Source organism: Aquimarina sp. MMG015 (assembly GCF_018100855.1).
Taxonomy (GTDB): domain Bacteria; phylum Bacteroidota; class Bacteroidia; order Flavobacteriales; family Flavobacteriaceae; genus Aquimarina; species Aquimarina latercula.
Genome location: NZ_JAGJEB010000002.1, coordinates 38,605 through 53,677, shown reverse-complemented (window position 1 = coordinate 53,677; position 15,073 = coordinate 38,605). Strand labels below are relative to the sequence as shown.

At 31.6% G+C, this 15,073-nt stretch carries 11 protein-coding genes; 6 read left to right on the top strand and 5 right to left on the bottom strand.

Features of this window, described 5'->3' with window-relative positions; all coding sequences use genetic code 11:
• Nucleotides 1–84: 84 nt before the first annotated feature.
• From J8L88_RS03535 to J8L88_RS03525, 3 genes are all read left to right on the top strand, one after another.
• Entirely contained in the window at nucleotides 85–402 is a 318-nt protein-coding gene (locus J8L88_RS03535) for a helix-turn-helix transcriptional regulator (protein WP_118385997.1), read from the top strand.
• A gap of 3 nt (nucleotides 403–405) precedes the next feature.
• Nucleotides 406–855, top strand: a complete 450-nt coding sequence (locus tag J8L88_RS03530) for an SRPBCC domain-containing protein (protein WP_027391710.1) — start codon at nucleotides 406–408, stop codon at nucleotides 853–855.
• A gap of 149 nt (nucleotides 856–1,004) precedes the next feature.
• Nucleotides 1,005–2,726, top strand: a complete 1,722-nt coding sequence (locus J8L88_RS03525; protein ID WP_211059967.1) for an NAD(P)/FAD-dependent oxidoreductase — start codon at nucleotides 1,005–1,007, stop codon at nucleotides 2,724–2,726.
• 88 nt (nucleotides 2,727–2,814) lie between these two features.
• Here the strand turns inward: J8L88_RS03525 and J8L88_RS03520 are convergent, their stop codons facing one another.
• Nucleotides 2,815–4,692, bottom strand: a complete 1,878-nt coding sequence (locus tag J8L88_RS03520; RefSeq protein ID WP_211059966.1) for a peptidase M61 — start codon at nucleotides 4,690–4,692, stop codon at nucleotides 2,815–2,817.
• A gap of 125 nt (nucleotides 4,693–4,817) precedes the next feature.
• Between J8L88_RS03520 and J8L88_RS03515 the strand changes: the two genes are divergently transcribed.
• The gene (locus J8L88_RS03515; RefSeq protein WP_247666410.1) at nucleotides 4,818–5,582 is read left to right on the top strand and encodes an alpha/beta fold hydrolase; all 765 of its coding nucleotides are present in this window, start codon (nucleotides 4,818–4,820) and stop codon (nucleotides 5,580–5,582) included.
• A gap of 104 nt (nucleotides 5,583–5,686) precedes the next feature.
• Nucleotides 5,687–8,128, top strand: a complete 2,442-nt coding sequence (locus J8L88_RS03510; protein ID WP_211059965.1) for a S9 family peptidase — start codon at nucleotides 5,687–5,689, stop codon at nucleotides 8,126–8,128.
• Nucleotides 8,129–8,185: 57 nt separating this feature from the next.
• Here J8L88_RS03510 and J8L88_RS03505 read toward each other — a convergent pair whose 3' ends face one another.
• The 3 genes from J8L88_RS03505 to ychF form a co-directional block, all read right to left on the bottom strand.
• Nucleotides 8,186–10,375, bottom strand: a complete 2,190-nt coding sequence (locus J8L88_RS03505) for a response regulator (RefSeq protein WP_211059964.1) — start codon at nucleotides 10,373–10,375, stop codon at nucleotides 8,186–8,188.
• Nucleotides 10,376–10,531: 156 nt separating this feature from the next.
• Nucleotides 10,532–11,422, bottom strand: a complete 891-nt coding sequence (locus J8L88_RS03500; RefSeq protein WP_027391716.1) for a DMT family transporter — start codon at nucleotides 11,420–11,422, stop codon at nucleotides 10,532–10,534.
• Nucleotides 11,423–11,546: 124 nt separating this feature from the next.
• Nucleotides 11,547–12,641 carry a redox-regulated ATPase YchF gene (gene ychF / locus J8L88_RS03495; protein ID WP_118385991.1) on the bottom strand — a complete coding sequence of 365 codons (1,095 nt, stop codon included), beginning with the start codon at nucleotides 12,639–12,641 and terminating at the stop codon, nucleotides 11,547–11,549.
• A 219-nt stretch (nucleotides 12,642–12,860) separates the two neighbouring features.
• Here ychF and J8L88_RS03490 point away from each other — a divergent pair, with 219 nt between their 5' ends.
• Nucleotides 12,861–13,418 carry a hypothetical protein gene (locus J8L88_RS03490; protein ID WP_027391718.1) on the top strand — a complete coding sequence of 186 codons (558 nt, stop codon included), beginning with the start codon at nucleotides 12,861–12,863 and terminating at the stop codon, nucleotides 13,416–13,418.
• A 165-nt stretch (nucleotides 13,419–13,583) separates the two neighbouring features.
• Here the strand turns inward: J8L88_RS03490 and J8L88_RS03485 are convergent, their stop codons facing one another.
• Nucleotides 13,584–14,939 (bottom strand): RICIN domain-containing protein, encoded by a 1,356-nt coding sequence (locus tag J8L88_RS03485; RefSeq protein WP_035084223.1) that lies wholly within the window; start codon nucleotides 14,937–14,939, stop codon nucleotides 13,584–13,586.
• Nucleotides 14,940–15,073 lie beyond the last annotated feature (134 nt).

The window sequence follows — 15,073 nt, the reverse complement described above, 5'->3', positions numbered from 1 at the left end:
AATCTATGATATATAAACCACAACAAAACTTGTGTAACCAAATGATTACATTTATATTTGTAACCAATCAGTTACACTTTAATAATGAGAAGAGATGTTTTTCAAGCTATTGCAGATCCCGTTAGAAGAGATATCATCTCTTTACTAGCAGAACAAACACTATCTATTAATTCGATAGCAGAAAAATTTGATATTAGCCGACCGGCTATCTCCAAACATATAAAGATCCTCGAAGAATGTGGTATCATATCAATAAATAAAAAAGGTAGAGAAAGATACTGCCTGATTCAGCCTAAAAACCTTGTTCCTGCATTCCTATGGATAGATCAATACAAAAATTTGTGGGAAGAAAAATTAGACTCTTTCGAAGAATATTTAAATAAACTACAATCTAAAACCTAAACAATGAATGATTTAAACAAACGCACATTATCATTAAGTAGAACCTTTAATGCACCAATAGAATTAGTTTGGCAAGCTTGGACACAACCTGAACATATAGCTCAATGGTGGGGACCAAAAGGAATGAAAACTAAAGTTATCTCTCATGATTTTAGTGTTGGAGGAACATGGAAATATTCAATGTTAATGCCCGATGGTAATGAATTTATCTCAGAAGGTGTCTACACCGAAATCATAGAGCACAAAAAAATATCGTCATCTGCTAATTTTAAACCAATGACAGAAGGAGTAGAAATACAAGCGCTATTTGAAAAGAATGGAGATAAAACTAATTTTACTTTTAATGTAGTCCACCCTACCGAAGAATATTGTCTACAACAAGAAAAAATGGGCTTTATGAACGGTTGGGGATCTGTCTTTGATAGACTTAAAGAATTTGTTGAAACCATATAATATTAATTATCCAACAGTTTTTATTATTTATATTACAGTAGTAATTTAAATGTAAGATATCCTTATTAGCCATTTCTTCTGTATTCTAAAAAACTATACCTTTAACAAAAATTGCTAAACCTAAGATATAACAACAGGTATTAAAGTGTATGGAAAAAGAAAACTATTCGGAAATATCTTCAAGTGACAATAAAAAATATGACACCATAATTATTGGATCTGGTGCTGGTGGACTTTCTTCTGCAATTTGCCTAGCTCGTTCTGGTCAAAAAGTTTTAGTACTAGAACAACACGATGTTCCTGGAGGATGGTGTCATAGCTTTTATCTTAAAGGATATCGTTATACTCCCGGAGTTCATTATGTAGGTCTACTAAATAAAGGAGAATCGACCAGTACACTTTATGAAGGCTTAGGAATTGCAAATGATATTTCTTTTTTTAGAATGAATCCTGATGCTTATGAACATTGCTGGATTGGTGATAAGCGAATTGATATGCCTGCAGGATACGAGAATATCAAAAAAACACTAAGTGAAAAATTTCCTGAAGAAGAAAAAGGAATCTCTAGTTATTTAAAACTAGTTAGTGATGTTTGTTATGAATTACAATTAATTCCCAAAGTAAAAGGTTTCTGGGCGCATCTAACCATACCATTCCGAACTAAAAACATGGGGAAGTACAGTGTATTTAGTTTACGAAAAGTGATTAAAAAACATATTAAAAGCCCATTACTTAGAGCTGTCTTAAACATACAAATTGGTGATCACGGATTACCACCAGGACAAGCAAGTTTTCCATTACATGCAGCGGTTATGGGACATTATTCTAGTGGTGGTTATTACCCAATTGGTGGTGGCGGTGCTTTGGTAAAAGCAATGACAAAAGCACTAAAAAAACATCAAGGAGAAATCAGAACTAGTCAAAAAGTAAAACAAATCTTATTAGAGGGTAACAAGAAAAAGAAAGCGATTGGAGTACAATTAGAAAATGGAGAACAAATTTTTGCAAAAAGAATTATTTCTAATGCCGATCCAGGAAAAACATTTATTGATTTAATAGGGAGAGAGCATATTAGTAAAAAGCTTAATAAACGTTTAAATAAAACGAAATACTCTTGTACTTCATTAATGTTATTTCTAACAGTTGATATGGATATGCGCAAAGCAGGTTTAGACTCTGGGAATATTTGGATGATGGCTCACGAGGATCTTGATACTATATTTGAAGAAACTCAAAAAATTAATATTTTAGAAGGTGATACGTTTCCTGGAATGTTTATTAGTTGCACTACACTTAAAGATCCTATAAGTTTTGATGGTAGGTACCATACTATAGAAGCCATTACTTATATTAACCACGAATCCTTTAATCAATTTAAGAATGAAGATAGTAGACGTTCTGAAGCCTATTTAGATTTTAAAGATCAATTAATGTCTAAGATGATTAAAACTCTAGAGACAGTTATTCCTGGAATAAAAAGTAACATTGTACAAAAGGAATTGGGAACACCGATTACCAATGAATATTATATTAATTCTACCAATGGCTGTGTTTATGGAACAGAAAAAAGTTTTTGGCAGATAGGACCTTTTGCTTATAAAGCAAAAAGCGAAATAGAGAATCTCTATTTATGTGGAGCCAGTGTTTTATCTCATGGTGTTGCTGGAGCTGGCTATTCTGGTGTGGAAACTGCCGCAAAAATTCTAAAATGCAGACAAGAAGACCTTATACAGCCTGATGATTCGCAAGAAATTAAAATTTATGAGGCTGAAGATGATTCTGAATATCCTGATTGGATGAGGAAAAAGATTAAAGTTAAAAGGGATCGTCTAGCAGCTGGAGTGGATGGGTTTCCTGAAACTTTATCTTAAAAAAAAATATTTCAAATTAAATATAAAATTCTTTTAATAAAAAAACGGATCAATTTGATCCGTTTTTTTATTCTTTTATACTTTTGAACTATCCTTTTAGCCAAGAATTTCGTAATTCTAATTGTGCTTTTGTTGGATTTTCGGTATCACTTAAAGCTTTACCTTTAGTATAGGATTTAGTAAGATTTGTTTTTATTATAATTTCTTTTCCTTCTCTATCCAATTTTACCTCTACCTCATCACCTACTTTCCATTGTAGCGTTCCTTGTAAGACAGAATTTGCATTTAACAAAGTTAATTCTGTTCCATTGATCTCCTTTATTACATCAAATGGCTGTACTCCATTATCCGCCCAGAAACTATTTTCAGTAACTTCTTCTGTAAAAAATATAGTTTTCTTATCCTGATCTCCTCCAACTATTATAGAACTACCGTTTCTTACATAATCTGTTTCAATATTTTTTTCACCCACTGAAAGACCTACTTTCTTGAAAAAATCGTTATAATTAATAGGAGTATCTCCAACCACATGTTTGTTTAAGAACTCTCCAATAGATGGATAGGTCATTTCAACAATTTCTTCAATTATTTTATCATCTTCAAAAGGTTTATTCTTACCATATTTTAGGGATAGTTCCTTCATTAGAGATAAAATACCTCGATTTCCTTTACTTTCTTCTCGTATAAGTATATCAACACACATACCTATCAAAGCTCCTTTTTCATAAACATTTGCATAATTTTTAGCATAAGGTTCGTTTAAAATGTTTTCACTCATTACAGTAAAACTCATCGCATCATCATATAAGTTAGCCGATTCAATTTTACCCATCATCTTAGTATAAAACTCTTCTTCTCCAACTAAATCTTGGTTTATCTGAAAAACACTAGCAAAATACTCTGTAACTCCTTCATACATCCATAAATGTTTAGAAAAAGTAGGATCGTTATAATCGAAATAGTGTACATCTTCTGAGTGAACACTTAAAGGTGTTACGATGTGAAAAAACTCATGAGATACTACATCTATCATTGCAGATGCCAATGCATCCTCTGGTATAGCTTCTGGCAATACGACTACAGTAGATGTGTGATGCTCCAATGCTCCGAAACCGGTAGGAGCAGTCTGCGACTGAGGCGCCAGATATAAATAAATATCATATCTTGGAGTACTATCAATATCTCCCAAATACTTTTTCTGGGCCTTCATCATTTTAAAAACAGTTTCTTTAATTCCAGCTGCAGTGTATGTTTTGTTTGGAGAATATACGCTTAAAACGATTTTAATTCCTCCTACTTCAAACTCTTCTACATCTAATTTACCGTACATCATAGGGTTGTCGGTAATATCAAAATATCTTGCAGCAAAATATTTATCAACTGTAACCGTACCATCCTCGCTTTTTTCAGAACCAACATTTTGTAAAGCAGAAGTTCGTTGCATTGTAGTAGGAGCTCTTACTTCTAATGCATATTGGTTATTTTTTAAAACATCAAAATACCCTATAAATCCGTGTAAGTTTAATACAAAATTATCTTCTTCAATATTAGTGCCAGAAGGAGAAAAAGGTGTCCCTACTCCAGTATTCTCGATATCATAAGTATCATTAACTTCATACACAATCTTATCCAATTGTTTCGCATTTGCGATCAGCCAAGTATTAGTATCAACCTTTTCCGTTTTCAGTTCAGCTCCATTATAATCTAATGCTCTAAAACCATCTACAAACTTTCCGAAATCACTAACTGCATATGTTCCTTGGACAACCTTTGGAAGATAATATTTAACAGTATCTTGTATAAACCTTCCGGGATTAATAACCACAGGAACTTTATCATCTGTAACCTGAGTTAAATCAACCTCTGTACTTATTGGAACTTTAGAAGCAATCCCATTTTTTTGATTAACTGATCCACATCCAATTAGCATGACGCTAATGGTCAATGACAATAATACTTTTTTCATTTATTCAATTGTTTATAATGCTAGACGCAAAAAATTAGTGAGCGTTACAACTTTGGTCATGCAAAATATATAAATTGTATAGACTTTAACCTATTTTTGGGCATTATTTACTTATACCTATCACTTTGGATATTAATATTGATACAACCAGAATACGACTTTCTGAAGATCTTAGATCATTTAACCTATCAAAACCTACCATAATATTTTTACACGATTCCTTAGGGTGTATAGAACTTTGGAGAGATTTTCCAAACAAAATAAAAAAGTCTACAAACTTTAATGTACTTTCTTATGATCGTCAGGGGTATGGAAAATCAGAAAGGTTTTCAGAAACTAAAAGAAGCAAAGATTATCTTAAAAAGGAAGCTGAAATATTAGCACGATTAATTGATACCCTAGAGTTAAAAAAAGTTATCCTTTTTGGTCATAGTGATGGAGGCACTATTGCATTACTTACGGCTTCTTTATATCCTGAAAAAGTAACTGGTATAATTACCGAAGGAGCACATGTATTTGTAGAAAAAGAAACTTTACAAGGAATTCGCAAAGCCAAAATTGCCTATAAAACAACCAATCTAAAAGATAAGCTGACTAAATATCACCAGAATAATACAGAGGATGTATTTAGAATGTGGACGGAAACTTGGTTATCTCCCTCTTTTCTAGATTGGAATATTGAAAACTATCTTTCAAACATACAGTGTCCATCTTTAATTATTCAAGGAGAAAATGATGAGTACGGAACTTTAGAACAAGTCTACAGTATTGTTCGAAAAACTACTGGAAAATCTAAGTCCTTAATCATCCCTAATATTGGGCACACTCCGCACAAAGAAAATTCTGAAGTAGTAATAGACAAAACGACAAACTTTGTCCTAAATTTATAAATTCGTGGCAATACCCTACTCCTAAAACACCTGAAATCTAATATTTCAGTAATTAAATCTCTATTTTTGAGTTGTCATATCTTATAAAACTCAAAAAATATATTATGAACTTCATCAAATCATTTTTTATTATACTGTTTTTGGGCTCAGTATTAAATGCCCAAGAAAATTTAGAATATCAAAAACCCGTAAAGGAAATCCTAGATTTGGTAGATGTCCCACTCGCACCATCTATACGTATTGATCAGAAAGGAGAACATATGATTTTTCTATATCGAGATGGATATAAAACTATCGCAGAATTATCAGAAAAAGAAATGCGTTTGGCGGGATTAAGAATTAATCCAAAAACAAATATTTCTAGCCGTACTAGTTACTATAATAATATTAAAATAAAGAAAATAGATGGAGAGCCTGTACAAGTGACTGGATTGCCAACTAAGCCTAGAATATCTAATATATCTTGGTCCCCTAATCAAACCAAAGCCGCATTTACAAATACAAGTGGCAATGGCGTTGAATTATGGATTTTAGATATAAAAAATAATAAAGCTAATAAGATAACAGATGCCACATTAAATGCTAATATTGGTTCTCCGTTTAGATGGTTTAAGGACGATTCTTCTTTATTAGTAAAGTTTCTACCTAATAAAAAGAAAGATCTAATTAACGTAGATGAAGCAATTCCTTCCGGACCTACCATTTCTATTAGTGAAGGAACAAAAGCACAAAATAGAACATATCAGGATCTTTTAAAAAATCCAAATGATGAGTATAATTTTGAGCAATTAGCAACTTCAGAAATATTTAAAGTAAATCTTGATGGTACTAAAAAATCTTGGTCTAAGACAGGAATGATTCGTAATTATTCTTTTTCTCCTGATGGAAACTATGTAATGGTCACTGAAATAAAGAAACCTTTTTCGTATTTAGTTCCTTATTACCGTTTTCCTCAAGAAACTACTATTTATAAAAGTACTGGTGAAGTTTTTAAAACTGTTAATAAAGTTCCTATTGATGAAGTACGCCCTAAAGGTTTTATGGCAACTAGAACTGGAAAAAGATCTATTAGTTGGAGAACAGATAAACCATCTACTCTAATTTGGGCAGAAGCCTTAGATAAAGGTGACCCAAATGTAGAAGTTGAATATAGAGATGAAGTTTTTGAACAAGATGCTCCTTTCGAAAACACACCTAAATCAATACTAAAAACGATCAATAGATATAGTGGAATACAGTGGAGTTCTGACAAAAGCATAGCTTTTGCTTATGATTATTGGTGGAATACTAGAAATACGAAAACTTATGTTTTTAATCCAAATAAGTCTTCTGAAAAACCAGAAATAATACACGATAGAAATTACCAAGACAGATATAATGATCCTGGAAACTTCGTAACTGCTAGAAATGAATTTGGACGTTCTGTAGTAGACATTAATAAAGGAAATGTATACTTAATGGGAGATGGTTATACTAAAGAAGGGCAATTTCCTTTTGTTGATCAATTTAGTATAAAAGGTAACACTACTAAGAGGGTATATACTTCCTCATATACTGACAAAGTAGAAAACATCTATTTTGCAACTAATATAGAAAAAGGAGAATTTCTTGTAGGAATTGAATCCCCAAGTGAATATCCTAACTATTATATAAGAAATATAAACGCTAAGGACCAAGTAAAACAAATTACTAATTTTGCTAATCCTTTTGCGGCGCTACAAGGTGTGCATAAAGAAGTTATCAAATATAAAAGAGATGATGGATTAGAATTATCGGGTACCTTGTACTTACCTATTGGATATGATAAAACAAAAAAGGAAAAAATGCCAATGATTTTATGGGCATATCCTGAAGAATTTAAAGACAAAAAAAGTGCTTCACAATCAACTTCTAACCCCAACGAATTTACTTATCCTTGGTGGGGCTCTATGGTGTATTGGGTTACCAGAGGTTATGTTGTTTTAGATGACGCTTCGTTCCCTATTGTAGGAGAAGGTGATGAAGAACCTAATGATTCTTTTAGAAAACAATTAGTCGCTAATGCAAAAGCGGCAATTGATGCAGTAGATAACTTAGGGCTTATTGATCGAAATCGCGTGGCTGTAGGTGGACATTCATATGGAGCTTTTATGACAGCTAACCTATTATCACATTCTAACCTTTTTGCTGCTGGTATTGCTAGAAGCGGTGCGTATAATAGAACACTAACACCTTTTGGATTTCAAAGTGAAGAAAGAAGTTATTGGGAAGCTCCCGAAGTTTATAATACAATGTCGCCGTTTATGCACGCTGATAAGATGAAGACTCCTCTTCTTCTTATACACGGAAAAGCGGATAATAACTCTGGAACGTATCCATTACAAAGTGAGCGCTATTTTAATGCTCTAAAAGGATTAGGAGCTACTGCAAGACTTATAATGTTACCTAAAGAAAGTCATGGATACAGAGCGAAGGAATCCATCTTACATCTTTTATGGGAACAAGATCAATGGCTTGAAAAATATGTAAAAAATAAAAAAATAGAAATTCCAGAAGGAACCAACTAATTATTTATAATGCTGTCAGAGAAATTTCTTTTTTCTGGCAGCATTTACCTTTAAAGACTAAGGGATTAGATTTTTAGAAATGATATCTCTAAGATCATTTTTATTTAATGGCTTATTGATGATATCATTCATTCCTATTGCCAAACACTCTTCTTGTACTTCTCCCAACTCTGCAGCTGTTAGCGCAATTATAGGTGTTGTTTGATCAAACTCTCTAATTCTTTTGGTTGCTTCACTACCATTAAGATATGGCATATTAAGATCCATTAAAATGAGGTCAAAATCCTCCTTTTTAACCATTTGTATAGCATTAAATCCATTCTCTACTATAACACAATCGTATCCTATTAGACTTAATAAGTTCTTAGTAACTATTTGATTAATCTTATTATCCTCTGCTACTAAAATTCTTCGGTATACATTAGTAGCTCCTTTGTTTCGATCACTAGGAGATTGATCCTCTCCATCTTCTAAAATCTCTAGCTGTAAATCAAAATGGAATTTTGTACCTCTACCCTCATTACTTTCTAGATAGACATTACTGTCCATCATTTGTAATAAGTTTTTTACAATAGAAAGTCCTAAACCAGTTCCTTCTAAATTATTTGATTCTCTATCTACTTGAGAAAATTTCTCAAACACAAAGTCCTTTTTATCTTCTGGGATTCCAACACCACTATCCTCTACTTCGTATCTAATCTGTATTGTGTTATTTTCTTTACTTAATATTTTAATTCTAAGCCATATTTTTCCATTCTCCGTAAATTTTGATGCATTTCCTATAAGATTAATCAAAATTTCTGATAACCTAAGCGAATCAACATTAAGCGAACTTGGCAAATCATTCGGCACCTCTAAAATAAGTTGGTTATCTTTACTTTTAGCTTGATACTCAAATGAATTGAGCAAGTTTTGAGAAAGTTTAAATAAATTTGTTGGAGTTTTTGCTAATCTTACCTTATTAGATTCTATTTTACTAATTTGCAACACATTGTTTATCAGGTTTAAAAGATAGTCTCCTGAAAACTTTAATGAACCTAATAGTTGTTGATGTTTTTCCAATACATCTTCATCTTCAAGCAATAAGGAGGTAATTCCTACTACCCCATAAAGTGGTGTTCTTAGTTCATGACTTACTGTAGATATAAACTGAGATTTAACCTGAGTAAGCTTTTCCGCCTCGGCTTTTGCCTCTACAAGCTCTACATTTTTATCTTTTAATACGTCATTTAATTTTTTCTTTGATCTATAACCTATATACAGAAAGAACGCAGTTGCGAATAAAAATATCAATCCCGCAACGGAAATGATATTAATAGTTCTATTGTTTTTAGCCATTTTGGCTTGGTATTCTCTTTCCGTTTTTGCTATTTCTAATTCACGCTCATACTCATCAACACTAAAACTAACTCTTGCGACTTCTATTTGCTTCAAGGTTTCCTTATTATAAACCTTATCTTTATACTCTTGATAACGTTTAATATCTTTATAAGCTTCTCCTAATTTACTCTGCTTTTCATACATTTCTGCTCTAGCTTCATAAATATAAGATAGCTCTAATAACATATTATGTCTTTCAGCTATTCGGAGGGATTCTTGGAAAAACTCTTCAGCTTCTTCCAGATTATCTTGACCTAGCGCTAATTTTCCTTTTAGATAATACACCTCGCAATATCCTTCTACATCTTTATTTTCTACAACTAATTTTTGGGCTTCTTCTAAATAAGGAATTGCTTTATCATATTCTTTTGCATCCACATAGGTCCAAGCTAAATTAATTATAGGAGTCATATACTCTTCAGAATTATTGAGAAGTTTCCCTAATTCTGTAGCATTATTATAATAAATCAATGAGTTTTCTAATTCTTTATAACCATCAGAATACACATTTCCTAAACCATTATTATTCCATAAAATCAATAATGAATCATTTGCTTTTTCAGCATACTTTAGTGACTTTCTGTAATATTGTTCCGCATTCTTATAATCAACTAATATTTGATAATTATATGCCATTAAATAATATGCTTCCGCTTTATAATGATCATCATCTAATTCATGAGCATAATTAACGGCTTTAATAGCATATTCTAATGATTCTTTAACCTTGTACTCGAATGTTAAATTATTCGATGTTTCAATTAAATATTGTAAACTATCATTAACAGGGAACCTGGATTCTTGCTGACCATAAATCAGAAGTGGAATAGAGAATATTAGATATACAAATAATAATTTTTTCCTCAAAATATGCAGTTTTGATTAACTAGCAGAGATACTAAATTAAGCTATAATTTACCAACAAAAGTGATTAATATCCTATGTTAATTTACTAAAAAAAGTACAATATGTACTGATTTATTGTTTCAATATTAAAATAAACAAATAAATGACCGATGGTTTTCACTTTTTTCTTGTAGTAATATAAATCCCAAAAATTACAATCCCTGCTCCTATTATTTGAAGTACAGATAAACTTTCTTCTAAAATAAAAAATGCTAATAATATTGTTGATACAGGCCCCAAACTACCTATAATTGCAACATTAGAAGCTCCTAAACGGGCGATTGCCCAAGAAATAAGATATGATGGAATTATTGTAGAAAAAAAAGCCATTAAAACACTAAGCACATATACCTCCAAAGAATAGCTTAAAATATCACTTCTATCAAAAATTAGATATTGAGAAATAATACATAAAGAAGATATAATCATGGCATAAGAGGTAAAAACAACTACTCCAAACTTTGGAATTAACCAGCCACTACCCACCAAATAAATAGCATACGTAAGTGCACTTAAAAAAATTAGAGATACTCCCGAAAGAAGGTTCGGAGTATCTAACTGAAGTTCTTGCCAAAATGTAATTAATACTCCTATATATGTAATTAGTATAGCAACTAATTGTTGTTTCGTTATTTTATGTTTTAGAAATATTCTAGAAATTACTAGCACTAAAGTTGGATATACAAATAAAATTATCCGTTCTAACCCTGCTTTAATATATTGTAATCCAAGAAAATCAAAATAACTAGCTAAATAATATCCAATAAAACCAAAAAACACAATCCACAAATAATCTTTCTTTTTGATCTTTTCTAGAGAAGAGGGTTTATTAAACTGTGCTATAATTATATAAACCGGAAGAGAGAATGACATCCTAAACAACAACAAATGTTCCGAAGTCACCTGATATTTATAAGCCATTTTTACCATGACTGCTTTTGCAGAAAATAACACAACACCAATAATAGCTAGTATTATACCTAATGAGATTTGTTTAGATTTTTGCATTCGGTAAAATTAATCACAATATCTCTTGCAGGTATTACACACATCTAGCAAAATTACGATGTCCAACAAAAAACCTCCTGAAAGTTTTCAAGAGGTTTTTCTATAAAAATAGTATCTAAATATTTTATACATTAAATAAGAAGTGCATTACATCTCCATCATTCACAATATATCCTTTCCCTTCTACTCCTAATTTTCCAGCTTCTTTTACTTTAGATTCACTTCCAAAAGAAACATAATCATCATATTTAATAACTTCTGCTCGAATAAATCCTTTCTCAAAATCTGTATGAATAACACCAGCCGCTTGCGGAGCTGTAGCACCAATTGGAATTGTCCAAGCTCTTACTTCTTTTACACCAGCCGTAAAGTATGTTTGTTGATTTAATAATTTATAAGCAGCTCTTATTAATACTGATGACCCTGGTTCTTCTAACCCCATATCCTGAAGAAACATTTGCCTTTCTTCATAATCGTCAAGCTCCGTGATATCCGCTTCTGTTCCGACAGCAAGAATAATTACTTCAGCATTTTCTGTTGATACAGCTTCCTTTACTCGTTTTACGTGATCATTACCATTAACCGCAGCACTTTCGTCTACATTACATACATATAATACTGGTTTATCAGTTATAAACTGTAATGGTTTTACAAACTCTGCGTGGTCATCTTCAGAAACTTCAATAGCTCTAACAGAAGATCCTGCCTCCAAACCATCTTTTAACTTTAATAATATTGCTTCTTCTTTCTGTGCTTCTTTATTACCAGTTTTAGCGGCTCTCTTTATCTTATCTAATTTCTTTTCGAGAGTTTCTAAATCTTTTAATTGTAATTCTATATCTATAGTTTCCTTATCACGAATAGGGTCTATTGAACCATCAACATGAACAATATTGTCATTATCAAAACAACGTAGTACATGGATAATTGCATCAGTTTCTCTTATATTTCCTAAAAACTGATTTCCTAAACCTTCTCCTTTACTAGCTCCTTTTACTAATCCAGCAATATCAACAATTTCTACAGTAGCAGGTATAACACGCTCAGGGTTTACCAGTTCTTCGAGTTTTTCCAATCTTGGATCAGGCACATTAACAACACCTATATTAGGTTCTATTGTACAAAATGGAAAGTTCGCACTTTGCGCTTTCGCATTGGATAAACAATTAAAAAGTGTTGATTTTCCTACGTTTGGTAATCCAACTATTCCTGCTTTCATATTAATATAACATAATAGCAAATATGATATTTGCTTGAATTTTTGAGAGTGCAAAGATAACGGTATTAACGCATAGTATACAAATACTAGTTAAAGAGATTCTATAATTAAAATAAATATTAGTAATCAATGTATATCGTTGAATCCTTCATAATATATAACTATACAAAATGTTCTCCTTACATTTTTGTAATTTTACAATACCAAATAGATAAACCTATGAAAACATTTAACAACATTATTGTAATAATTCTATTCCTTTCTGGCTTTATAACATATGGTCAATCTAAAGAAGAAGAAAATAATAATGAAGAAGAAAAATCGACAGAAACTAAACCTAAAGAGAATTCTTCTGAAGAAGTAGTGACAAAAATTATTAGGATTAAAGGTGCTAATGGAGAAGAAAAAGTAATTAAACAACAACAAGTGATTACCAAAAAGAGTGAGGTTACACTTAATCCAGATGAAGAAGATGACGAAACTAATAGAACGGCAGTTTATAAACCTCAAAAAGTTTCTGTGAAAAATGCTGGAACTACCTCTAATGAGAGAATATATAGTAGTGTTCCTGATGGCACTGGTTATATATTAACACTTATTGACGAGCAAGGAGAAAAAATATCCAAAGCGAAACTACTTTCTAATGGATATTATATAATAAACAGTGGTATTAAAGATAATTGTTTAGGACATTTTGATGAGGCAAAAAATCTAGTTCTAGAAACCTATGATACCGTTAAGGATTCTGTTATTACCCTCACCTATAAATTAAAATAGTGTTGTTTTTTTCTTGATTTAGGTTAAAAAGATAATTGTTTATACGATTTCAAAAAAAAGCTAAAATTCTAACAGAAAACTAATATATGCTCTTGACTATATTTAAAATAAAAGAACCGCTTAACTAAATTAAGCGGCTCTTTAAAACTATCAAATCAATTTATATTAATTGTCAGGAGATACCTGTAAATCTCTAATCAATACCTGACCGTATACATTAGAATTCTCATGGCTACTACTAGTTGATTGTAAATAACAACCTGCTTTAAAGTAGTTCTCATTAGCATTACCTATATCTACAGACTCAAACAATTCTGCTATTCTATTACCACTATTATTTAAGTTATACAGTCTCACAACTCCATTACTCATAGTTAACTCAAAATAGTATTCAGTATCCATTTGCATATTAAAATTAATGGTTCTTCCACTTCCTTCTATCTCTTCAGTAACATACCCTAATATTCTTAAATCAACAGATCCTGAGTTTTGTCCACTACTTCCTTGCACCTGAACTCTAATAACATCATCGTAAGAATCATCTCTCTCATGGATTTGACCAAATGCTAATTTACCAGAAGGTGGTAAATCTTCAATCTTAAATCTCCATTTCATAGAGTGTTCCGTATTAGTATTACCATTCCAATACCCATCTCCACCATTAATTATTTCTCTTAACTCAGATCTAGGGTTACTAGATCCTCCTGATGTAGGATTTCCTGGGTAACATCTAAAGGCAGCAAACCCATCCTTTTCGAAAAAGAAATGACTTTCATTTTTACTTGCATTATCAGCATAGTTTAACCCATTATCATTACTCCCAACACTTAGATTTCCACTAAAACCATTTAATTTCCAACCACTACCAATAATACTAGATGCAGTTCCACCTGTTGGTGGTGGAGGTGGATTAATAGTACCTCCTACTTCGGTAAAAAACCATTTTTGACTATCCCATCCGCTATAAGCCCATTGATCTGCATTACTTCCATTAGATGTCCCTCCTACTCGTAAACTTTTTCCACTATCTCTATTTTTTAATCTAAAATATCCATTCCCCACAGAAAGTATTTGCCACTGTTGATGTGTTGTTCCTTGATAAGCCCATTGCTGAACATTAGCTCCGTTAGAATTATTGCCTCCAGAAACCTCTAATGATTTACCACTATCTACCCCTTTTAAACGTACGTAACCATTACCAACAGAAAGTATTTGCCACTGTCTATGGGTAGCACTGGTGTTAGCATCTGTTCCCCATACTTGAAGATTTGCACCATTATTGTTACTTCCAGCTGCAATATCTAATGTACGGCCACTTTTTAAGTTTTTAATAGTGTAGATTTTTCCAACAACAGGTGTAGCCTTTGCTTCGAGAGTTTGATCATTAATAATAGAATCCTCAGAATCAATAAATTCTTCATTTTCACAAGAAATTCCAACCAATACTAAAGTAAAGGCCAAGAAAATTTTAGTAAAAAAATGCAAACCAGATGCACTTTTTTTTCTACGAAAAGTTTTCATAATTGTTTGTTTTGAATTATTCATAATATTTGTGTTAAATATTTGGTGTACCAATAATAAAATTGGTCAACCAATTTAGTTATCACAATAGTAAGAATTTAATTACATAACTCAAACGTTTTCGTAAAATATTT

What these genes read in the sequence shown, in the direction of transcription:
- J8L88_RS03535 (WP_118385997.1), top strand. Translation starts at nt 85, where the DNA reads ATGAGAAGAGATGTTTTTCAAGCTATTGCAGATCCCGTTAGAAGAGAT.
- J8L88_RS03530 (WP_027391710.1), top strand. Translation starts at nt 406, where the DNA reads ATGAATGATTTAAACAAACGCACATTATCATTAAGTAGAACCTTTAAT.
- J8L88_RS03525 (WP_211059967.1), top strand. Translation starts at nt 1,005, where the DNA reads ATGGAAAAAGAAAACTATTCGGAAATATCTTCAAGTGACAATAAAAAA.
- J8L88_RS03520 (WP_211059966.1), bottom strand. Translation starts at nt 4,692, where the DNA reads ATGAAAAAAGTATTATTGTCATTGACCATTAGCGTCATGCTAATTGGA.
- J8L88_RS03510 (WP_211059965.1), top strand. Translation starts at nt 5,687, where the DNA reads ATGAACTTCATCAAATCATTTTTTATTATACTGTTTTTGGGCTCAGTA.
- J8L88_RS03500 (WP_027391716.1), bottom strand. Translation starts at nt 11,422, where the DNA reads ATGCAAAAATCTAAACAAATCTCATTAGGTATAATACTAGCTATTATT.
- ychF (WP_118385991.1), bottom strand. Translation starts at nt 12,641, where the DNA reads ATGAAAGCAGGAATAGTTGGATTACCAAACGTAGGAAAATCAACACTT.
- J8L88_RS03490 (WP_027391718.1), top strand. Translation starts at nt 12,861, where the DNA reads ATGAAAACATTTAACAACATTATTGTAATAATTCTATTCCTTTCTGGC.
- J8L88_RS03485 (WP_035084223.1), bottom strand. Translation starts at nt 14,939, where the DNA reads ATGAAAACTTTTCGTAGAAAAAAAAGTGCATCTGGTTTGCATTTTTTT.